This window comes from Streptomyces sp. NPDC040410 (assembly GCF_055595715.1).
Window position 1 is genome coordinate 22,705 of record NZ_JBVIVK010000036.1, and the last position, 21,313, is coordinate 44,017.

Annotated in this window: 12 protein-coding genes and 6 pseudogenes; 10 read left to right on the top strand and 8 right to left on the bottom strand. The window is 69.3% G+C overall.

Going from position 1 to position 21,313, the window contains the following annotated elements:
- Nucleotides 1–78: 78 nt before the first annotated feature.
- A pseudogene (locus ACZ562_RS36500) lies at nucleotides 79–939 on the top strand (IS110 family RNA-guided transposase); the annotation flags it as partial.
- Nucleotides 940–954: 15 nt separating this feature from the next.
- Here the strand turns inward: ACZ562_RS36500 and ACZ562_RS36505 are convergent.
- Nucleotides 955–2,037, bottom strand: a pseudogene (locus tag ACZ562_RS36505) (IS630 family transposase); the annotation flags it as partial.
- Nucleotides 2,038–2,267: 230 nt separating this feature from the next.
- Nucleotides 2,268–2,558: pseudogene (locus tag ACZ562_RS36510) on the bottom strand (transposase); the annotation flags it as partial.
- Here ACZ562_RS36510 and ACZ562_RS36515 point away from each other — a divergent pair.
- Complete coding sequence (locus ACZ562_RS36515) at nucleotides 2,463–2,690, top strand: hypothetical protein (protein ID WP_471188630.1); 228 nt, start codon at nucleotides 2,463–2,465, stop codon at nucleotides 2,688–2,690. The pseudogene ACZ562_RS36510 and the gene ACZ562_RS36515 sit on opposite strands and share 96 nt — an antisense overlap.
- 21 nt (nucleotides 2,691–2,711) lie before the next feature.
- On the opposite strand, the gene ACZ562_RS36520 is transcribed toward ACZ562_RS36515, so the two are convergent.
- The 4 genes and pseudogenes from ACZ562_RS36520 to ACZ562_RS36535 all read right to left on the bottom strand — a co-directional run.
- A complete protein-coding gene (locus ACZ562_RS36520; RefSeq protein ID WP_471188622.1) occupies nucleotides 2,712–2,879 on the bottom strand; it encodes a DUF6207 family protein in 168 nt (55 codons plus the stop codon).
- A 73-nt stretch (nucleotides 2,880–2,952) separates the two neighbouring features.
- Nucleotides 2,953–3,798 (bottom strand): DinB/UmuC family translesion DNA polymerase, encoded by an 846-nt coding sequence (locus ACZ562_RS36525; RefSeq protein WP_471188624.1) that lies wholly within the window; start codon nucleotides 3,796–3,798, stop codon nucleotides 2,953–2,955.
- Nucleotides 3,774–4,040 (bottom strand): annotated as a pseudogene (locus tag ACZ562_RS36530) (Y-family DNA polymerase); the annotation flags it as partial. The gene ACZ562_RS36525 and the pseudogene ACZ562_RS36530, both read right to left, overlap by 25 nt.
- Nucleotides 4,041–4,045: 5 nt before the next feature.
- Nucleotides 4,046–5,598: pseudogene (locus ACZ562_RS36535) on the bottom strand (helix-hairpin-helix domain-containing protein); the annotation flags it as partial.
- Nucleotides 5,599–5,654: 56 nt separating this feature from the next.
- Here ACZ562_RS36535 and ACZ562_RS36540 point away from each other — a divergent pair.
- From ACZ562_RS36540 to ACZ562_RS36570, 7 genes are all read left to right on the top strand, one after another.
- Nucleotides 5,655–7,124 carry a site-specific integrase gene (locus tag ACZ562_RS36540; protein WP_471188632.1) on the top strand — a complete coding sequence of 490 codons (1,470 nt, stop codon included), beginning with the start codon at nucleotides 5,655–5,657 and terminating at the stop codon, nucleotides 7,122–7,124.
- Nucleotides 7,121–8,902 carry a hypothetical protein gene (locus ACZ562_RS36545; RefSeq protein ID WP_471188587.1) on the top strand — a complete coding sequence of 594 codons (1,782 nt, stop codon included), beginning with the start codon at nucleotides 7,121–7,123 and terminating at the stop codon, nucleotides 8,900–8,902. Before ACZ562_RS36540 ends, ACZ562_RS36545 begins: the two co-directional genes overlap by 4 nt.
- Nucleotides 8,899–11,118, top strand: coding sequence for a hypothetical protein (locus ACZ562_RS36550; protein ID WP_471188590.1), 2,220 nt, complete (start codon nucleotides 8,899–8,901; stop codon nucleotides 11,116–11,118). The genes ACZ562_RS36545 and ACZ562_RS36550 overlap by 4 nt, the downstream gene beginning before the upstream one ends.
- Nucleotides 11,115–11,675 carry a hypothetical protein gene (locus ACZ562_RS36555; RefSeq protein ID WP_471188592.1) on the top strand — a complete coding sequence of 187 codons (561 nt, stop codon included), beginning with the start codon at nucleotides 11,115–11,117 and terminating at the stop codon, nucleotides 11,673–11,675. Before ACZ562_RS36550 ends, ACZ562_RS36555 begins: the two co-directional genes overlap by 4 nt.
- Nucleotides 11,676–12,187: 512 nt before the next feature.
- On the top strand, nucleotides 12,188–14,590 hold the full coding sequence (locus ACZ562_RS36560) for an NACHT domain-containing protein (RefSeq protein ID WP_471188594.1): 2,403 nt from the start codon (nucleotides 12,188–12,190) through the stop codon (nucleotides 14,588–14,590).
- Nucleotides 14,591–14,658: 68 nt separating this feature from the next.
- Complete coding sequence (locus ACZ562_RS36565; RefSeq protein WP_471188597.1) at nucleotides 14,659–14,994, top strand: trypco2 family protein; 336 nt, start codon at nucleotides 14,659–14,661, stop codon at nucleotides 14,992–14,994.
- A 54-nt stretch (nucleotides 14,995–15,048) separates the two neighbouring features.
- On the top strand, nucleotides 15,049–18,666 hold the full coding sequence (locus tag ACZ562_RS36570; RefSeq protein ID WP_471188599.1) for a tetratricopeptide repeat protein: 3,618 nt from the start codon (nucleotides 15,049–15,051) through the stop codon (nucleotides 18,664–18,666).
- Between the two features lie 247 nt (nucleotides 18,667–18,913).
- Here the strand turns inward: ACZ562_RS36570 and ACZ562_RS36575 are convergent.
- Nucleotides 18,914–19,078, bottom strand: a pseudogene (locus ACZ562_RS36575) (hypothetical protein); the annotation flags it as partial.
- Between the two features lie 8 nt (nucleotides 19,079–19,086).
- Between ACZ562_RS36575 and ACZ562_RS36580 the strand changes: the two are divergent.
- Nucleotides 19,087–19,662, top strand: a complete 576-nt coding sequence (locus tag ACZ562_RS36580; RefSeq protein WP_471188602.1) for a DUF5131 family protein — start codon at nucleotides 19,087–19,089, stop codon at nucleotides 19,660–19,662.
- On the opposite strand, the gene ACZ562_RS36585 is transcribed toward ACZ562_RS36580, so the two are convergent.
- On the bottom strand, nucleotides 19,563–21,149 hold the full coding sequence (locus tag ACZ562_RS36585) for a helix-turn-helix domain-containing protein (RefSeq protein ID WP_471188604.1): 1,587 nt from the start codon (nucleotides 21,147–21,149) through the stop codon (nucleotides 19,563–19,565). The genes ACZ562_RS36580 and ACZ562_RS36585 overlap by 100 nt on opposite strands.
- Between the last annotated feature and the right edge of the window lie 164 nt (nucleotides 21,150–21,313).

The window sequence follows — 21,313 nt, forward strand, 5'->3', positions numbered from 1 at the left end:
GTGCCTGCCCGTCTGGTCGAAGGGCTCTACGACCCTGGCCCGCATCAGAGCTCCGCACCGTCCCCAAGTGCCCATTAGGCCCGCATGCGTCGCGACCTGGGCCTGCTGCGGCCCGGCGACGAGATCGCCGTGGACCTGCGCACCCTCACCACCCGCCGCACCGACCTGATATGCGACCGCACTCGCCAGATCAACCGGCTTCGAGCTCAACTTCTTGAGATATTCCCGGCGTTGGAACGCGAGCTGGAGCTGACCAACAAAGGGCCCGTCGTCTTGTTGACGGGCTACCAGACCCCGGCGGCAATCCGTCGCAGCGGGGCGAGGCGCATCGAAACGTGGCTGCGCAACCGCAAGGTCCGCAGTGCCGCCGCACTCGCCAGGACGGCGGTGGAGGCCGCGGAGGCCCAGCACACGTCTCTGCCCGGCGAGAAGCTGGCCGCCGCCATGGTGGTCCGCCTCGCAAAGGGGGTGATGGCCCTCGATGAGGAGATCGCGGAAACCGATGCTCTGATCGAGGCCCGGTTTCGCGAGCACCCGCACGCCGAGTTGATTCTCAGCCTGCCCGGCATGGGCAAGCAGATGGGAGCCGTGTTCATCGCCGCCACCGGCGGTGATATGGACGCCTTCGGCAGCGCCGACCGGCTCGCCGGATACGCCGGCCTGGCACCGGCCCCGCGTGACTCCGGACGCGTCAGCGGGAACCTCCGCAGACCCCGGCGCTTCCACCGTGGTCTCCTCAACGCGATGTACCTCTCCGCGCTGTCGAGCCTGAAAAGCTGTCCGGCCTCGAAGACGTACTACGCACGCAAACGCGCCGAAGGCAAAGGACACAAGCAGGCGCTGCTCGCACTCGCGCGCCGCCGCGTCAATGTCCTGTGGGCCATGGTCCGTGACGGTACGTGTTATCAAGCCGCACCGCCTGTCACGACAGCGGCTTGACAACAGCATTGGGAAGCCTTTCTCGCTGCGGATGCGGGCGCGTTCTCGGCGTTGTGCGGCGAGTACGTCGGGGTGGCGGGCGTTGGCGTTGCGCCACCGCAGGTAGGCGTGCAGGGCACGGGTCTGCACGGTGTGGTTGGGATGGTTCGAGTTGGCGATGGTGAACTGCCGCAGCGGTCCGAAGTGGGCCTCGATGGGGTTCGCCCACGAGGCGTAGGTCGGGGTGAAGCACAACTCGACCTTGTTCTTCTTCGCCCAACGGCGGATGTCCGTTCCCTTGTGGGCGGACAGGTTGTCCAGGATGACGTAGATCGGGGCGCCGTCGGGCCGTGCGGCGCGGATCGACTTCAGCGCGGCCAGTGTGTTCGCGGCACCCTTCTTGCGGCGGTTGACGCCCCACAGGCGGTCGTCGCCGACCGAGTAGCAGCCGTGGAAGTAGCGCACCCCATGAGTGCGGTGGTAGGTGGCCGGCACCCGGTCGGGATGTTTGCGTTGGGCCCAGCCCGAGCCTGCGGTGGGCCGGATTCCGAGCGGGCCGAACTCGTCGAAGGCGAACACCCGCTCGGGGAAGCGGTCCAGGACCTCCTCGATCCGGTCCAGCTTCGCCTCGCGGTCCGGGTCGGGGGATTCCTTCCATGTCTAGGTGCGCTGGAAGGTGACACCGCGGCGGGCGAGCAGGCTGCGTAACGCCTCGCGGCCGATGCGGATCACCCGGCCGTGGACTTTCCGCAGGTAGGCGACGAGTTTGCGCAGTGACCAACGGGTGAAGGGCTGGCCCAGCTTGGCGGGGCGGGTGGTGGCCGTCGCCACGACGAAGTCCTCGTCGTCAGGCTTGAGCAGGCGGGGACGGCCTCCCGCCCACCGAGGGTCCAGACAGGCCAGGCCGATCTCGTTGAACCGGTGGATCACATCGCGGACGGTGTCCTCGTCGGCCTGCACCAACTGGGCGATCACCGGCACCCGGTTCCCGCCGGCCGAAGCCAGCAGCATCATCGCGCGCCGGTAGCGCACCGAACTCGTGCTGCCCCGGCGCACGATCTGCTGCAGCCGCTGCCCCTCCTGGTCGGTCAGTCTGCGCACACGGACAGGCTCAGCCACCACACCTCCAGCGGTCGGAACGGACGTCACCACACATCAAACCGCCCCGACCGTCACCCCGGCGAACCTTCCCGGTCAGAGCACTAGCCAGGTAGAGCCGACGGCGGCGCTCGTCGAGATGCGGCAGGATCCGATCGAACTTGGCCCGTAAGGCGGAGACGGGCGGACGCACCGTCATGGTCCACCGTTTCACTAACTCCGCCCGAACAAGCACTAATTGAAATACAAGCCCCGGCGGTGCCGGAGTACTGGCGCTGCACTCCGGCCGAGACCGTGCCCTTCTTGATGAACCCGGTGTCGTCGATGATCAGTACTCCAGCCGCGTCCCCGAGTTTCTCGGCGACGTATTCCTGCAGGTCAGCGCGTACGTCGTCGGGATCCCAGCAAGCTCGGCCCAAGAGGTGCTGCAGCCCCGAAGGAGTGCGGTGACCGGCATGTTCGGCCAGCTGCCAGCTGTTCTTCCGACCCACCGGACCGATCAGGCCGTGCACGTAGGCGCGCATCCTCCGCCGCAGATCCACCCGACCGAACCGGTGGCCGACCCGCACGAGCACTTCCTCCAGTTCCGCGGACCAGGCATCGATCTGTACATCGTCTTGCACGACAAGCACAACGGCCCGCCGCATCCGAGGTCACAAACTTCCACAACCTGACGTGGCGTCAGCCGAGTACACTCAGAAACACGGCTCTGACCAGCAGTGATAGCGAACTGCGACTGGAGTACTGCAGTAGTACGTCCGCAGCCGTACACCGGGCTGGCCGGCGTCTCGGGTGGTGTGCTCCTTGGCCGAGGTTCCCCCAGGTTCGGGCGATCGCGGCCTTGAAGGCGAAGACAGTGTCAATGTCGAAGCCCGCCACGTCGATGACGAGCAGGCCGGGTAAGGCAGTGCGGCGGCCCAGGCGTGCAGTCCCGTGCTAAGCGGGCTCCCTCCGGCACCAGACTCGGGTCACACCAGACCCTGGCCCGCCCTCTGGGAAACCGTTCGACCCAGGCGTCGGGCAGATGAGGGACGTGAGCTGACGGCGAGGGCGGCCGGGTAGATCACCTGGTGCCCGTAACGGGTACGGGCGCGGTCGGCGATGGCCTCGATCGCGAGCGGCTTGTCGTCTCCGGCGTCGAGGGTGAGCTGTCGGGTGGCACGGTCGGCGGGACGGAGGGCATCGGCGCGTAGGGCGATGCTGCGGACCCGGGCGCGCTGGAGCCCGAGGGAGGCGTATACCGGCGTATGCGGCGCGGGCCAGGAGGACGGTGTGCTGGGTGGCTTCGGGCAGGGTGCGGCTGCGGCGGGTGGCACTCAGGTCGGTGTAGCGGATCGTGCAGGTCACGCCCGTGACGATCTGGCCGGTTGCGCGGAGGCGGGCACCGAGGTCGTCGGCGAGGGCGAGCAGGATGCGCCGGTGGGCGGCCGGGTCGAGTTCGTCGCGGGGGAAGCGGTGCTCCGTGCTGAGGCTCGCCGGGGTGGGGGTGGGGTCGACGACTGTGGTGTCGCGGCCCTGGGCGTGCTCGTGGAGGGCGCGGCCGGCGCGGGCACCGAGGAGGCACTGCAGTGTGGTCTGAGGGACGTCGGCGACATCGCCGACGGTGTGCAGGCCGTACTCGGGAGCGTCGCGGTCGTCTTCGCGCCCACGCCGGGCAGTTCCCGTACGGGCCGGGGACGCAGGAACGCTGTGATCGCCGCGGGGGAGTCGTCGATGACGGTGCGCCGATCTGGTGGGGTGAGGGCGCAGGCCATGGCGGCGAGCATCCGATTGCCCGCGCACCCCGCAGAGCTGTGCAGGCCGCAGTGGGCGAGTGCGCGCAGCTGGACGAGTTCGGTCAGGCTACGGGCGTCCCTCTTCCAGTACGGGAGCGCGCCGGTGAGGTCCAGGACAGCCATGTCCGGCTCGATCATCTGCACGCGGGGCGTGATGTCCTCGAGCAGGCGGCGCAGCCGCTCGGGGAGGTCGGCGTCGTGGTGGGCCGGGACGTCGAAGCGGAGGTGCAGGATGTGGCGGGACCCCATGGTGATCACCCGGCGCTTCCCTGGCTGCGGTGGCCGAGCCGACGCAGGTCCGCCGAGCGGGTACCGGCGGGCTGGAGGTCGGCATACGGGTGCAGACGGGCCCCGGCGGTGCCGTCGGCGAGCGTGCGCTGCCCGGCGGCCGGCTGAGCCGGCGTAGGAGCCGGGCTGGTGCGGCCGAGCAGGTCGAGTGCGGGCTGCGGACCGTGGTCACGGCGGGCAGCGGCCACCTCGTCCAAGTCCCAGGCCATCTCTCCGACGACAGTGCGGCGCGGGCCGCGCGCCTCGAAGGTGCCGCGTACCAGCAGCAGCCCGGAGTGGAACACGGTGTGCGCGCAGGCGTCGTGGGAGTCTTCGAAGAAGGCGATGTCGACGAGGCCGGAGCCGTCTTCCAGGGTGCAGAAGATGACGCGCTTGCCGGACGGGATCGGCGGCGTCTGCGTGGAGGCCCGTACCCCGGCGACCAGCACCTTCTGACCGGGCACCATGCCGCGCAGGTGAGCGGCATCGGTCGCGCCGAGCTCCCGCAGCAGCAGGTGGTGGTGCTCCATCAGATGCTGGCTCACGTCGATGGAGAGGGTGTCGAGTTCGGCGTCGAGCTTGTCCCGGCTGGTCATCTCCGGCAGGCCGCTCGGGGCCGCGGTCACCAACTCGCCGCCCAGCGGCAGCTGCCCGTCCGTGGCGGTGCGGTTGCGGGACTGCCGGTGCAACTCGACCGCCTGCAACAGCAGATCCCGCCGGGTCAGGCCGGGGGAGCGGGCATCGAAGGCGCCGATACTGATCAGGCGCTGCGCGAGCGGCAGGGAGGGGCGGGCGCGCAGCCACACATCCTGCAGGCCGGTGTAGGGCTGGCCGGCCACCAGGCGGACGGTCTCCGCCTCGCTGATGCCCTTGACCGTGGCGAACGCCAGCCGCACATCCCAGCCCTGCCCGGTCTGCTCCACACTGTGCTGCCCGCGGGAGTGGTTGACGTCGACGGGCAGCACGGGCACGCCGTGGCGGCGGGCGTCGGCGACGATGACCCGGCGCGGCCACATCCCCGGATCATGCTCCAGCAGCCCCGCATACAGATACGCCGGAAAATGCGCCTTCAAATACGCGGACTGCAGAGCGGGAACGGCGAAGGCGACCGCGTGCGCGCGGCAGAAGCCGTACGCGCCGAAGGAGAAGACGGCCTCCCACACCGCCTCCAGCACGTCCTTGGCGTAGCCGCGCTCCCCGGCCGGCGACGGAACCATGCCTCGACCTTCGGCAGCCGGTCGGCATCGGCCAGGGCACGGCGGGCGACGTCGCCGGCGGCACGGTCGCAGCCGGTCATCGTCGCGAGGATGGCGATGATCTGCTCGTGCCAGATGACCACGCCGTAGGTGTCGTTGAGGACCGGCTCCAGGTCCGGGTGCGGGTACTTCGGGGCGGCGCCGTGCCGGGCGGCGATGTACAGCGCGGGCATGCCGCCCTGCATGGGCCCCGGCCTGAACAGCGAGATGTCGGCGACCACGTCCTGCATGTGCCGCGGCCGAAGCCGGCCCACCAGATCCTACTGGCCAGGACTTTCGAGCTTCTGTGTACGGTCCCCGTGTTGTGGCAGGTTGTGTTGCGCACGGAGCGAGCTGAGTTGTGGATGAGTGGCGTCTGTTCTGGACCGGAGTGGGCGGTTCCCCGGATGGCGGTCGAGACGATGTGCTGGGCGCGTGGGGCGACTTGGCCGAGCGGGAGCGATCGCTCGGGATTCGCCCCGGACAGCCGATCCTTCTCGCACCGGACGGCCGCGTCGATCCCCGGTTGAGCGCGGTCTTCAGGCATCGGGACTTCGCCCGGAAGGCGGAGGGTACCAAGGAGACGTATGCGCCGGACTACCGGTTGTTCTTCACCTACTTGTGGCGCCGCGGACTTCGTTGGGACGAGGCGACGGCCGACGTGCTGGAGGACTGGGAGGACTGGCGGCTGCGCGGCGAGGGAAACCCGTCTCCCATCGGTGGGGCGAGGTGGGCGCGGGAGTTGGCCGCGCTCGGCTTGTTCTACAAGATCGCCGTCAGGCTGGGATTCATGCAGGCGTCCCCCGTGCTCACGCACACGGTGACCACACCGGACGGCGGCACGGTCGAGGTCGCGGAGCTGGCGCCGACGGACGTCCGCAGCTCGCACGTGAAGTGGCTCTCCCCGCGCGGCTACCGGATGTGGCGGGACGTGGGCTTGGGCGGGATGCTGCCGAGCGGGCTGGAGAACGAGAGCTGGCCGGGACGCAACGACGGCCGGGATGTGGCGTTCGCCGACTTCACCTACTCCAGTGGCCTGCGGCGGCGGGAGGTCGGGACGCTGCTGGTGTGGGAGTTGCCTCCGATCGAGAGCGGGATGGGCCACCGGTACCACTCGGGGTGGGTGGGCAAGGCGGTGGCCAAGCGTGCCGGGCGCTTCTACTACGTCAGCCACGCCGGCCTGCAGCAGGCGGAGCTGTACCGACTGGGTACGCGGGACGCGGTGGTGCGCCGGGCCAGACGCCGGGGCCGCTATGACCGGGTCGCGGACCGGCTGCTGCTGCGGGAGATCACCCGCGACCGCCGGGCGAGGTGGACGGCTCCGGACGGCCGGACGTTCGAGGCTCATGTCGACGAGCTGACGGCCCGGCAGCGCATGCGGATGTTCATCGAGGGCGACGAGGGCCTGGAGCCAGCAATGCTGTGGCTGACCGAGACCGGGATGCCGATGGCGTACAAGAGCTGGACGAAGGTCTTCGAGCGGGCCAGTGAGCGCTGCGAGCGCGCCGGGCTGAAGGTGTACGCGACGCCGAAGATGCTGCGGCACAGCATGGCCTTGCGGGTCCTGGTCTTGCTGCACCACGCGCTGGACCGCCGGCTCGGGCTGACGCCGGCGCAGCGCCGGGACTACGAGGACGCCTACGGCACGGTGTGGACGATGGTCAAGGATCTGCTGGGACACCGGTCGGAAGTGACCACGCGGGAGATCTATCTGGAGCCGGTGCGCGGGCTGCAGATCGAGAGCCTGCTCAACGATGAGGACAACCCCTCCAACAGCGAGCTGTTCGCCGACCTGGCACGCCGCACCGGTCTGATCTTGGATGTCGCGTGAGCCCGACGGGGAGACGGGCGCCGCTGCCGCCCTCCGGCTACCGGCGGCGCGAGATCGTGGACGAATCCGGGCTGGTGGTACGCCCGGTGGGACAGGGCGGCGAGGACCTGGGCACGTACGACTACTCCGCACTGCCGGGGTCGCAGACGCTGCGGCGCGAGGTGGCGGCCGCGTTCGCCCGCCGGGCGAAGGCACACTGGGACAGCGCGCAGAGCTGCACCAGCTACGACCGCAGCGTGCGGCACTTTCTGCGGTCCATGGCCGCCGTCGAGCCACCGGTGGGCTCGCTGGCCGAGCTCACGCCCGGGGTGTGGACGGCCTGGGCGGAGGCACCGGGCGGGCTCGTCCGGGCGAAGCACGTGGGCGTGCTCCTGCGGCAGGCGCCGGGGATGCCGCAGGCGGTGGTGACCCAGATGTCCAAGCGGCGCCGCCAAGTGGTGGCCCGGCCGAAGAAGAGTCTGTCGAGCGCCGAGATGAAGCGGGTGCGCAGCGCCGCCGCGCACACAGTGCGCCGCGCCGAGCGGCGGATCAGCGGCAATCTCGCGCTGCTGGAGCGCTGGCGGGCCGGGGCACTCGACGGACATCCGGATGCGCGGTGGGGAGAGTTGCTCGATCACCTCGCCCGGACCGGGGACCTGCCGCGGGTCCCCAGCGGTTTCGTCCGCAACTGGGTGCAGGCGGAATGCCGCCGCCGACTTGGCGCCTGGAGTCTGCAGCCGGCGGTCACCCAGCTGTTTCCGTCGGTGAGCGAGAAGGCCGCGGCCGCCGTCCTGCTGATCTGCCACGAGGGCTGGAACCTGTCGGTCCTGGAGAAGCTGGCGGTGCCGAGCCAGTGGCCGAACGCCGACGGCGACGACGCGCACCCGGCCATCCACCGGGTGGACACCGACAAACCGCGGCGCGCGCGGCGGCGTCACTCCAGCAGCAACCTGGTCGACGTGGGCGAGGACTCCCCAGGTGAGGCCATGCGGCAGATCATCTCCATGACCGAGCAGGCCCGCCAGACCCTGGCCCTGCTCGGCCAGCCCAGCGACCTGCTGTTGTGGTCCCGCGGTGCGCGACACCCGATGTTCAGCAACGCCACGGTCGGGCTGCGCGACGCCATCGACGCCTGGGCGCGCGAGGCGCACCCCGATCTGCCCACGGCACTGAATGGCCGGCTGCTGCGGCACACCGCCCAGGTCCTGCATGGCCGGCCGCGTCACAACACCCGGCAGGTGCAGGACCAGCACTACCTGCGCCGGGACGAGCAGGTCATCGCAGATTCCCGGGATGTGGTGGCTGCCGGGCTCGAGGATGCGGTGCGGCACGCCCGCGCCACAGTGCGGATGCGCGTGATCACTGCGCGACAGACGGACGGGCCCGACGATGCGGGGGTCATCGCCGAGCGGGCCGGTCTTCCGCTGGACGTGGCCCGCCAAGTGGCCGCCGGGAACCTGGATACGGCGGTGGGCGCGTGCGAGGACGTCGAGCACAGCCCGCTCAGCGGCGGGAGTCTGTGCCGGGTGTCCTTCCTGTTGTGCTTCGCGTGCCCCAACGCGTTGGCGACCGCGCGCCACCTGCCGCGGATCGTCTACCTTTTCCAGGCCCTTGAGTCCTTGCGGTCCGTGGCGCCGGCCGCCGTGTGGAAGGCGGACTGGGAAGCCCACCACCGGCGTGTGAGCGACCTACTCGATCAGCACACCGATCCGCGCCAGCACCCGGCGCTGCTGGCGCGGCTCACCGGGACCGAGCGGGAGCTCATCGACCGTCTGCTGGAAAGGAGCCTCGATCCGTGAGCACCCTCGACGCCACCGTCGGCGTGGAGGTGCCGCTCGTCGATCCGGGCACCGATGTCCCGGTGGTGCCGGCGCAGCGGCGGCGGCCCGGTGTGCGGGAGGACGCCGTCTCCCGCTTCGGCGACCTGCGGTGGGAGTTGGCCCACCTGCAGCACACGGACACTGCCAGCACCAAGGCGTTCTTGTGGTCCAACTTCCCCGCCTCGCTGCGGGGCTCGTTCATGCGCATCGCCTGGGCGCTGATCAACATCCCTACCCCCGATGTGCTGCATGCCCGGCTCGGCGCCAGGTCGCGGGCGGTGGTCTCGGCCAGCACGGTGATGACCACGTTGACCGGGTTCAGGAAGGTCGCCCGCTGGCTCGACGCCAGGGGCATCACGCGGCTCACCGACGTCGACCAGGAAATGCTGTCGCAGTACGCCGCATACCTGGGCGATAAGGGCTCCACCGGAGTGCACGAGGAGCGGCAGCTGTTCGCCCTGACCCGCGTGTGGGCCTACGCGCCGCACTTGTTGCCCGAGGACCGGCTGGTGATGCCGCCGTGGGAGGACCCGGGCGCTGCCATCGTCGACTTCCTCGGTGCCGACTTCAGCCGGGACTCGGGCGAGAACAAAGAGGTCGTCATCCACCCGGCCACCATGTCCCCGCTCCTGGTCTGGGCGCTGCGCTGCGTCCTCGACCTCGCGCCGGACATCATCGACGCCCACTGGGCCTGGCGCCGGCTCAAGTTGAACATCCGGCCCAGCAACGCCGCACGCGCGGACGGGCTGAGGCTCGTCCGCGCCTACCTGCAGCACCTGAAGGCGAGCGGCGGGACGCTTCCGGCGTACATCGGCCAGACCGGGCAGCGCCTGGGGAACCACTGGCGGGCCGGCGCGGCGGGCGAGCGGCCGCTGATCAATATCTCCTTCCTCGCCGGGCAGTTGGGCGTGACCCGCCACCAGGTCGAGATGGGCCTGCTCGAGCTGGGCCCGGACCTCGGCGGCCTGCCCGTCGCCGATGAGGCGGCCCTCGCGGTCGACGCTACCGGCCGGATCAACGGCGAGGTCTGGACGAATGCCATCGACTTCACCGAGGCTCAGTCGCTCGCGGGCCATCTGATGACGGCCGCGCTGCTGACCATCGGCTACCTGTCGGGGATGCGACCCGAGGAAGTCCTCCATCTCGAACGCGGCTGTTCCAGTCAGGAGGAGCGCGAGGACGGCACCGTCCGGTACCGCATCACCGGTCGGCACTTCAAGGGCGTCACCGATGAAGACGGCAATACCCTGCCCCAAGGCGAGATCCGCCCCGAGCCCTGGACGGTCATCGAACTCGTGGACCGCGCCGTGAAGGTCTTGGAGCAACTCCACGACGAACGCCTGCTGTTCCCCCGGTCTATGACTGTCCGAACCCTCGAGCCCGCCGCGGCCGAGATTCGCGCGGAGGGGCTGAATCCGAACCGGTTCATCGGGCGCATCAAGTCGTTCATCGACTGGGCGAACGCGACCGCCACCCGGCTCGCCCGCCCGCACGAGCTGATCCCGGCCGATCCTCACGGACCGATCACACTGCGCCGCCTGCGCCGCACCGTGGCCTGGTTCATCTACCGCCGTCCCGGCGGCCGCATCGCCCTCGGCCTGCAGTACGGACATGTCGGAAGCTCCCTGGCCGAGTCGTACGGCGGGCGCACCAAGGCCGACATGCTCGAGATCCTCGACTTCGAGAAGACCCTGGCCCTGGCGGACGCGCTGACGGAGGCCAGCGACCGGCTATCCGCCGGAGAAACGGTCAGCGGGCCAGCCGCCGACCGCTACATCGCCGCCGTGGACGAGTTCACCGCCCACTACGCGGGCGGATTCGCCACCAAGGGCCAGATGAAGGCGCTACGGAACAACCCCCGGCTGCAGATCTTCGAAGACCCGCAAGCACTGCTGACCTGCAACCTCGATCCCTACAAGGCGCTGTGCGATCCCGACCTGGCCAAGGATACGAAGCCGTCCATGCGCACCCCGAACTGGAGCCGCTGCAACCCCGCCTGCGCAAACATCTCCCGCACCGACACCCACATGCAGCGGGCCCACGAGCAGCTTGCCCAGATCGACGCCGACTGCGCCGACCCACACCTGCCCCACCCGATACGGCGTCGGCTCGAGCTGTGCTGCGCCAGCCGAGAGAAGATCATTCACGCGCATGAGGGCGCCGCAGGACGAACGGTCAGCAAGGACGACACATGACGACAGCCAAGGACAACGCACCGACGGGCGCCGAGCAGAACAGCGGCAGCGCGGATCACCCAGGGAGGCTGGCCGCCGCAGGAATCGCCGAGACGGTGGGCCAGGTGCTCGCGATGGTCGCCGCCGCGGCGAGTCCGTCCCACCCCGGCGATGCCGCCGAGATCGAGGCGATCACCGATGCGATGATCCGTCTACTGGTCGGCACTCCACTGCGCTCCGACGGCCAGCTGACGGTCAAGTCGCTCGCCGAGGAAACGGGCCTCAAGCGCAACAAACTCACCCACAAGCACACCGGGCTGAAGGACTTGTTCTACGCCCTGGTACGGATGCAGGACGCCCGGCCAAAGGTCGTCGACAATCTGAAGCAGAAGAATGACGAGCTCACGCGGAAGCTCGCCCGCCTGCGCACCGAGCACGCCCAACTGCACACGGACTTTCAGCAGCTGGTGCGGGTCATACACGTCCTGGAAGTCGAAAATCAGCAGCTGCGCGGGGCGGCCGACAGTGACGGCGTCGTTCGAGTGCTGCCCACCCAGCACCGGCCCTCGACTCGTTAACCTCGGCATTTCGATGCGGCCCGCCAGTTGAACTGGCGGGTGTCATGAGGTGCCGTGTCTCGTAATTCCTTGACTGCTACTTCCGCAGCTCCCAACGCCGCTGGTCAGCGGCCTTGTTGGATGCATACGCGAGCTACGCGAACAGGATCACGAACACTAGCTGAGGATGAAGGCCAGACCGGAGCGATCTTCGCCGTGGCCGGGTCGAGGCCCTGCTCTCGGGCTTCCTTCTCTGCCTTGACCTTCAGCTTGAAGAACCGGGCGACGGTGTGCGCCAACAGATCTCCGCCCCAGCCTTGACCACCTCGAAGCGCACGCCCAGGCGGCGGGCTTGCTCGGCAGCGAGCTTGCGGCGAGGTCCGCGTGGACGATCACGACGCGGTGCAGCAGCCCGAGCTTGGCGGCCAGGTCGCACACGTGGGAGGCCATCGCCTGGGAATCCTTCCCGCCGCTGGAGTTCGGCCGCGCAAAACCTCTCCCCCTCCCTCCCCGCCTCCTGCCACCATGGCCTGATGGACAGACGGGGGCGGCACTACGCCCTGTACGGGGTCGGGCTGCTTCTGGTCGCGCTCGGACTGGCGGCGATCCTCCGCCAGTTGCGGGCCGACCACTGGAAGATCAGCCTGGAGGTGCTGGGTGCGAGTCTCGGTCTGGCCACCGCTGCGGTGTCGTTGCAGCTGTGGCACCGCCGGGCCATCGGGCGGGCCGTCGTCACGGCGCCGGACGACGCCGTCGTGGCCACCAAGGCGCGGCTGGCCCAGCAGATGCAGACGATCTGGCAGGACGAGGCGCGGATGCGCGACCAGGACGGTTTCCGGCCGATACCGGTGACCTGGCAGTACGTCGACCGGCAGGGCGCGGTGACGGAAGTGGCACTCGCCGGCGCGACCACGCGGGACGAGGCGCTCGATCAGGCGGATCTTCTCGCCCGGAAGTTCCTGGCCTCCCGGTCGCGCCGGCTGATCGTCGTCGGGGCACGCGGCACCGGCAAGACCACGGTCGCGCTGCAGCTGACCCTTGCGCTGCTTCGTCCGGTCACATCGGGCCAGGAGCGACCGCCTCTCGACGTCGTGCCGTTGCCGGTGTCGGCTGCGGACTGGTCTGCCGGCCGGGCCGACTTCGCCGACTGGATCGCGCAGGAGGTGTCCCGGTCCTGTCCGGACGTGCCGAGTAGAGGATGGGACATCCCCGGGCGGCTCGTCGAGAACGCGCACGTGGTGCCGGTGCTCGACGGCCTCGACGAGATCCCCGCCTCGCAGCGGGCCGAGGTGTTCGCGGCGCTCAGCGACGTCACGACCCCGCTGATCCTGACCTGCCGCACCGAGGAGTTCGAGGAGGCCCTGCAGACGCAGGGCGGGCTGCTGCACGACGCACTCAGGATCAGGCCGGAGCCGCTTACGCCCGCGGCCGCCGCCGCACACCTCAGAGCGTACCTGCGCCCCGGCTCGGAGTCCGCCTGGGAGGAGCTGCTCGCCGCGCTCGAGGGCCCCGGTCCACATACCGGGCCTGTCGGCGTGCTCGCGGCGGCGGTGGCCAGTCCGCTCGACCTCGGGCTGCTGCGCATCACGTACGCGGAGCCGGGCACGTCGCCCGGGGAACTGCTGCGGCCGGACGCGTACGCGGATGTGCCGGCCCTGCGCGGCCACTTCTTCGACCTGCTGATCCCGAAAGTTCTGAGGTCCCGACCGCCGACAAAGAAGCTGCCTGCGCACCTGCGCCCGAGTCGCCCCTACAAGGCGCGTCACGTCCGGGAGTGGCTCGGCTTCCTCGCCGCGACCCTGGCCCAGCCGGACCAGCCCGTCAGGCGTGACCTGTCCTGGTGGTTCCTGGGCGCCCGTACGCTCCCCTGGCGGGTACTCGCCGCGGTGCAGGCAGCGGTCTGGACCGTGCTTGGCGTGGTCGCGGGCGTGGCCATCGGACGGTACGCGCCGTCCACCGAGATGCCGGACGGGGGGACGTGGACTGTGGCGCTCCTAGCGTTCCTACTGGGCGGGTGCGCCAGCGCCTACTACGCGCCCGACGCCCTGTACTCCCGCCCGCGCTACACGCACCTCGTCACCACCCGGTCGGGACCCGGCCTCGGACAGCTCACGCTTCTCTGGACACTCATCGGCGCCTCTACCGTCACCGCGATCGTCGCCTTCAATTACGCGGGGGAATGGCTCCAGCGGGCGGTGACCGAGGACTTCGGCGGAGCGCTCCTGCCCGACGGCGTGAGGCCGTTCCTGCTGGCGCTCCCGTACGGAGCCCTTGGCGGACTGCTGTTCGGTCTTGTTCTAGGGGCCGACTCCGGGCTGGCAGGCGGATGGGCGCACACGCCCATCGGCTCGCTGCGGGTGGACCGGTTCGGCGGCCTGCTGCGGATGGCGACGGTCTTCTTCATCGCGGGGCCGCTCATCGGCTGGACGGCGTGGGAGAACCGCACGGACGACGAGGTCCTCGCCGGCATGATCTTCTGGGCCCTGCTCGTCGTCGGGACGACGCTGTTCTCCGGCAGGCGGGCGTGGTTCGTGTACGCGGTGGCCGTGGGACACGCCGCCGCCCGCCGCAGGCTGCCCTTCGGGCTCATGCCATTCCTCGACGACGCCCACCGGCTGGGGCTGCTGCGTGCAGTGGGACCGGTGTACCAGTTCCGGCACGCCGAGTTCCAGGACCACCTCGCACGCTGGTACCGGCAGACGCACCCCGGCCAGGTCACCGGCGAGCCCACCGGCGACCCGCAGCCGCGCAAAGGGTTCTGGTTCATCGTGGCCAGCATCGCTGTCGGCGTGGGGCTGGCCTGCGCCGACACTCTCGTCCGCACCGCCGGCACCGCGCCGACCACGGACTTAGTGGCCAATAGCGGGGGCGTCCTACTGGGTGTCCTCGGTGCCGGCCACCTCCTCTGGACCTGGCGCGCGGCCCGGCGTCACTAAACGGATGTGCAAATGTCGGTCGTGCTTGATAGTCACTGTGAGTAGTTGAGGCAAAGAGGGGGACTGCGATGGGCAATGCACACGGTACGGACCAACAGTGGCTGGACCTGGCTGATGCAATCACGCTGCTGCGGGACCAGATCGCCGAGGCCCAGGCGAGGATCGCCGACCCCGACGGTATGGGCGCTGGCCACAGGGGGGTGCTGTTCACTCTGGGGGAGATCACGCTGGAGCTCGGCATGGAGCTGACCCGTACCCGGGGGTTGGACGGGGGCTTGAGGTTCAGTGTCGTCGGTCTGGGAGGCAAGAAGGAGACCGGGAACAAGGCGACCCACACGGTCACGGTGCAACTGAAGCCGCACCGGCCCGGCGGCGGTGACGTCGACGTCCACGACGAGGAGTAGTCCCCGGCCGGGCCAGCACACCGCACGTCAGGAAGTAAAGAATGGGGGGCTGTTGTGGAGTTCGACCGCCGGGTGCAGATCCGAACACGCAGGCCGGGCAAGGACAAGCGGGGGTTCGGCTCGGGTTACCTGGTGGCGCCGCGCCTGGTGCTGACCGCCGCGCATGTCGTCGACGGCGCATTCGGGGCCGATTCGGTGACCGTAACCCGGCCTGACATGGGGGATCGCGAGTTTCCCGCATCTGTCCTCTGGCGGCGCAAGGATGACGTGGTGGATGCCGCACTGGTCGAGGTAGCTGTCGGCCACGGTTGGGAGACACCGGAATCCTTGGAGGATCTGCGGGTACGGCCACCGCAGCGCTGGGGCCAGCTCATCGGCACCCGCCCGCACCCGGTCGCCGTCGTTGGATTCCCTCGCATGCAGAAGGATTTCGACGACGGCCGTCGCCTGGATGAGCAGCTCATCGGCACAATCCGGCCTGGCACCGGCAGCCTCGGGGGCCGCTACGAGGTCTTCAGCACCGACCCGACCATCCCTCTCCAGTCGCCACTGGAGACCAAAGGAACCCGTTGGTCGGGTATGTCTGGAGCCGCCCTACTCTGCGGCGACCTGCTGTGCGGCGTCGTGCGCCAGGACCGCCAGGCCACTGGCGGCACGCGCCTGACCGCCACGCCGCTAAAGGTGCTGCTGGCCGACGACGCCTTTCGCGCGCTGATCACCGAACACACCAGGTGGGAACCCGTCCTGGAACCAGCCGAACCATCCGCTCTCCTTGCACCCGCCGCCCGCGAACGGGACCTGCGCTCCCCGGCGATGCTCCTGCGTGCCGATGCCGAAGCCGTTGCATTCCGGGGCCGCGAACATGAGCTGGACCAGCTACTCGGCTGGTGCCACCAGGACACGGACACCTTTTCGGTGCGCGTGCTCACGGGCCCCGGCGGACAGGGCAAGACCCGGCTGTCCCGGCAGCTCACCGACATTCTGCGCGCGCGGGACTGGATCAGCGCGCATGTGCGCGCCGACCTGGCCGACGTCACCACCGTGCCCGATCTGAGCAACCTGGACACCGCTCAACGGCTCCAGCTCACCGTCGACTACGCCGAAACGCGACCCCATTTGGTCCGCCACCTCATAGAGCGCCTGCGCACCGCCCGCCACCGCACCCGCCTGCTGCTGCTGGCTCGCACCGACGGCCCGTGGCGGACCGACAGCCTCGGCGCCACCGCACCGGCCCGCGAACTCCTCGCCTCAGCGCCCGTCATCGAACTCGCCCCCCTCTTCCCGAGCGGCGCCCCACCCATTGCCCGCGCCACCGCATTCATTCATGCCGTCGTCGACCTCGCCCCCCTCCTCCGGCACCTTCCCACCTTCGGCCGGACCGACTGGGCCGCCGTGGCAGCCAGGGTCCATCCCCCCGCCGACCTGGCGGATCCGCGTTACGACTCCGTACTCACCCTGCAAATGACGGCTTTGACCACCCTCTTGCAGCACGGCCCCACCCCGGTCGCTGCCAGCCCGGGCCAGCCAGCGGAAGCCACTCTGCTCCGCCACGAGCAGCGCTATTGGGAGGACACCGCCAGGACCCCGGCGTTCCGACTGAGTGACCTGAGCACGGCCACGCTCCAGCGTGCGGTGGCCGTCGCGGTCGTGTGCGGAGCCGCCAACCAGACCGAAGCCGAGGCAACCGCACGGAGAATCCCCGGCCTCCCACCCAGCCGGGCGCTGGACACTGCCGACTGGCTCCGGTCCCTGTATCCACCCGGGCCTGACCGCTACTGGGGCTCTCTGCAACCCGACCGCGTGGCCGAGTACCACGCCTCAATGCTGCTGACCCGTCCCGGCACCCCGCTGCCGGCCCTCATGACCGATGCCTCCACCGACCAGCAAGCTCAATTGATCACCGTTCTGGCCCGTGCGGCCGTCTCCCACTACAACGCCCACCGCATCCCCGATAGCGAAAGCGTCCTGCGGGGCCTGACCGCCGCACTGGACACCGTCCCGCTCGACATCGACGCGGTGGAGAAGGCCAACACTGCGGTACCCGCCCGGATGCCCATCCTGAGCGACCTCGGGTTGAGGCTCACCAACGTTCTCGTGCACACCTACCACCAGCTGGCCCGCGAGGATCCTGCCGCGTTCGACCCCGATCTCGCGAGATCACTGTCCAACCTCGGACTCGCGTTGTCGGACACGGGACGGCGAGCGGAGGCGCTGACCGCTGCCGAACAATCGGTGGAGATCTACCGTCGGCTCGCCCACGAGGATCCGGACGTGTACGAACCCGAACTAGCTAATGCGATGTCGGGCTTCGATATCCAGCTGTCGAAGATGGGGCGGCCGCAGGAAGCACTTGCCGCCGCCGAGGAGTCGCTGGAGATCCGGCAGCAGTTGGCCCGTAGCAACCCGGCCGCGTTCGAACCCGATCTTGCCCAAGCCCTGTCCAATCTCGGCGCTGACCTCTCGGCCGTGGGGCGTCACGGGGAGGCTCTGGATGCGGAGCAGCGTGCCGTGGAGATCTACCGTCAGCTGGCCCGTCAGGATCCGGCCGCGTACGAAGCCGACCTCGCCACCTCGCTGAGCAATTTCGGCAATCGGCTGGCAAATGTGGGACGGCGGCAGGAAGCACTGGCCGCCGGTGAGGAGGCACTGGAGATCCAACGACGGCTCGCTCTCGACAATCTGGCCTCGCACGAATTCCATGTCGCCTCCTCGCTGAACAACCTCAGCAATCTTTTGTCGGACGTAGGACGCGCGGAGGAGGCGCTGGACGCCGCCGAACAGGCCGTGGACATCTACCGTCGGCTCGCCCGCGGCAACCCGGCTGCGTACGAACCGTATCTGGCCACCTCGCTGAACAACCTCGGCAATTGGCTGTGGGACATCGGAAGCGCGGAGGAGGCACTGGCCGCTGGTGAGGAGGCACTGGAGATCCGGCAGCGGCTGGCCCTGGAGAATCCCGCCGTGTACGAGCCTGAATTCGCCGGTTCACTGGCCAACATCAGTCTCTGTCTGTCGGACATGGGACGCCTCGAAGAAGCGCTGAGCGCTGCCGAGCAGGCCGTGGGCGTCTTTGATCGGCTGGCCCGCGAGGATCCGGCTGCATACAAACCCAATCTCGCGAGAGCGCTGTCCGACCTCAGCCCTCTTCTGTCGGATGTGGGGCGTACAGAGGAAGCCCTGGCCGTAGAGGAGCGAACAGTGTGCCTCCACCGTCAGTTGGCCCGAGATAACCCAGCCGCTTACGAACCTGGCCTCGCTGCTTCACTCAACAACCTCGGCAACTGGTTGATGGACGTGGGACGCATAGAGGAGGCGTTGGACGCTGAGGAGCAGGCCGTGGACATCTATCGTCGGCTCGCCCGCGACACCCCGGCCGCATCCGAACCGGATCTAGCCGCCGCACTGACCAATCTCGCGCGAGCGCTCCGAAGTCCGGCATGGGTGCAGTTTAAGGCTCAACCGGACCTCTCCGGAGCTCTACGGGTGACGGGCGAGGCAGTCGAGCTCTACCGCAGGCTCGTCGCAGCAAGGCCCACCCAATTCGCGTCACAGCTCGGGAATGTACTGCGGTTGCAGGCAGACCTGCTCAGCAGCCTTGGGCGTCACCGCGAGGCGGAGGAAGTCCGTGACTGGCTCGCAATGAACGCTGCCGCTCTCGACTCTCAGAAATGAGGTCAACTGAGGTCACCGGCTCCCGGTGATCTCAAAGACTGGGTACCACAGCAGGTCAGACGCCCACTAGTTTCTGCCAACTGATCTTGACGGCGCGTACTGACACGGGATGCAGACACAGAAGGCATCCGGCTCGGAGGCGATCGACAGAAGACCAACCATCCCCATGGCAGCCGTGATCGGCATGAGGGTGACGGCCCCGTCGCGGCACGAGGATGAAGGAAGGCAACACGACTGGACTTGACACAGAATCGAGCTGGAAGAGACCGACGGTGTCCGAGGCCCTAATCATCTCGAAGGCCCGATGGTCGTTGAGGTCGACGTGGTCGGGGTTGTCCAGGTCGACCGCGCGTCCGGTCATGCGGCGGATCTCGGCGACCGCGTACGCCATCGCCGACTGCATCCGCACTCCCGAAGCTGATGCAGGTCCCCGCCGCCGTACGGTTCGTCTCCGCCGAACCCCTCCTCGGACCGGTCAACCTCAGCCGCTGGCTGCGGCCCGCGCTCGACTGCGGCTTCGCCGACCCAGGCGACGGCTGCTGCACCCACCCCGCCACCCCCACCCCCGAGTGCCACCGCGGCGTGCGCTGCCCCGTCGCCGCGGGCGGCCGGTGGGAGGGCCTGGACTGGGTGATCGCAGGCGGGGAGAGCGGCCCCGCCGCCCGCCCCATGCACCCCCATTGGGCCAGCAAGCTGCGGATCGACTGCGAGGTTGCCGGCGTGCCCTTCTTCTACAAGCAGTGGGGGGAGTTGGGTCCGTACGACCCCACCGCCGCCGGCCGCCCGGGCGTCGTCCACGTCGACCCGAAGGGCGGCGTCCACTGCCCGGCCGCCGGCGACACGCCGCGGGGCGGACACTTCGCTCCCGCCGGGCCGCACGTCAAAGAAGCGTCGGCTCAGGGGCGGATGAGGCGCAGCTGGAGCCAGAGTGCGAGTCTCTCGTCGGGCTTGTCCAAGGGGAGATCGAAGAGTGCGCTGGAGCGGCGCAGTCGGTAGCGAAGGGTGTTGGTATGCACGTCGAGTCGCGCTGCGGCTTCGGCGACGTTGCCCACGGCCTCCAACCAGGCGAGCAGTGAGGCGACGAAATCCGTTCCGTGCTCGGCGTCATGGGCGGCCATCGCGGCGACACCCGGGTGCCGCAGGCGCGGTTCGCGGCTGAGTTCGTCACCGACGCGGGCCAGCAGCAGTCCCGCCTGGACGTCGGTCAGGGTGGCGATGCGCGGTGCGCCCCGGAGAGCCGTCGTCACTCGGAGGATGTCGTCGATTTCGCGACGCATCGCGGGGAGGGCCGCTGGATCGGTGCTGGTGGGCGCTACCGCCGCACGTACGAAATCACCGAAGGTGCTGCGGATGGCCGTGAGAGCGTCCATGGCGAGCCGCGTCGCGGCCTGGGCACCGCCGCCGGGCAGAAGCACGTAGATCGCGCGGGAGGTCGTGGCGATACTGGCGTCGGGGCGGAAGGGGACATAGCGGGACAGGGCGTAGCCGAGATGGGCTGTCAGCGCGAGCAGGCCTGTGGCGTCGGCGGAGACGGCGAATCCGAGGAGTCCGAGTTCCGCTCCGGGCGGGATGGACAGCCGGAAGCTCGTTTCGTGGGTGGCCCACTGCCCGTCCAGCGCCCCCAGCAGTGCGCTCTCGCGCCTGTGGAGTTCCAGTTCGGAGGCATTGCGGCTGCGGAGAATGTGCAAGGCGGCCAGACGCGCGCAGTCGACCAGGGCCCGTTCCCCTTCGGCGTCGATGCCACTGGGGCCCTCGATGGCCCAGATCGTACCGAGGGGCTGGGTGCCGGCCTTGATGGCGATGGCCGCTCGCGGCAGGGCACCGAGCGCCTCCGGGAACCGGACCACGCCCTCGGAGCCGAGCACGATGCGGTACCGCTCCAGGTTGTGGTCGATCTCCGGGACCTTGCGGCTGAGGATTCCTTCTCGGCGCAGAGTGTCGATCTGCTGGTCGGGGGTGGACGAGTAGGCCATGACGCGCCGGTCCAGGTCTTCGATCGCCACCGATCCGCCGACCGCGGCACTGACTGCGTTGACCAGGGTGAACAGCGCGTCTCCGGCGTCCGTCGCGGGTTCGCCGCCGACGCCTTGCGATCCGAGGACGGAGAGCAGCAGAGCGTCGAGGTGGCGCCAGGAGACCTCATCGGCCGTGGCCAGCAGAGCCAGACCGCTCAGCGTCGCTTGGGCGACGAGTGCGGAAGTGTCCGTGCCTCTGACCTTGAAGACCATCGCACTGTACCCGCGGCTGGCGGCGTCGCGCACGAGATCGGCCGCTGCAGGCTGGTCGGCCCGCAGTCCTGGCATCAGCAGCAGTTGGTCTGCGCCTCCGGGCAGGGGATCTGCGGCGTCGTGCAGGACGGTGCCGCGTACCGGGCGTTCCAGGCCACCGGGCGCGGCCAGCACAGTGAGCATCGGTGATCCGATGGCCTCCGCGAGGTGACGGACGGTGACTATCTCATCGGTTGTCCGATCAGACAAAGGCATGACGGAAATCGTAGTCCAGTCGGACGTGACATTCAGCCTTGAGCGGGATGGAGAATCGCCCTACCCCTCCAGAGGCTCTAGTGCGGACACAAATGCGCAGAAATGCCTGAATCTCAGTGATGCCCGCGCCAGTACACCCGGCGCCGGCCCACACCACGCTTGTC

Bases quoted from the DNA above. Each gene is read 5' to 3' on its own strand.
- ACZ562_RS36555 (WP_471188592.1), top strand. From the start codon at position 11,115: ATGACGACAGCCAAGGACAACGCACCGACGGGCGCCGAGCAGAACAGC.
- ACZ562_RS36560 (WP_471188594.1), top strand. From the start codon at position 12,188: ATGGACAGACGGGGGCGGCACTACGCCCTGTACGGGGTCGGGCTGCTT.
- ACZ562_RS36565 (WP_471188597.1), top strand. From the start codon at position 14,659: ATGGGCAATGCACACGGTACGGACCAACAGTGGCTGGACCTGGCTGAT.
- ACZ562_RS36580 (WP_471188602.1), top strand. From the start codon at position 19,087: ATGCAGGTCCCCGCCGCCGTACGGTTCGTCTCCGCCGAACCCCTCCTC.
- ACZ562_RS36585 (WP_471188604.1), bottom strand. From the start codon at position 21,149: ATGCCTTTGTCTGATCGGACAACCGATGAGATAGTCACCGTCCGTCAC.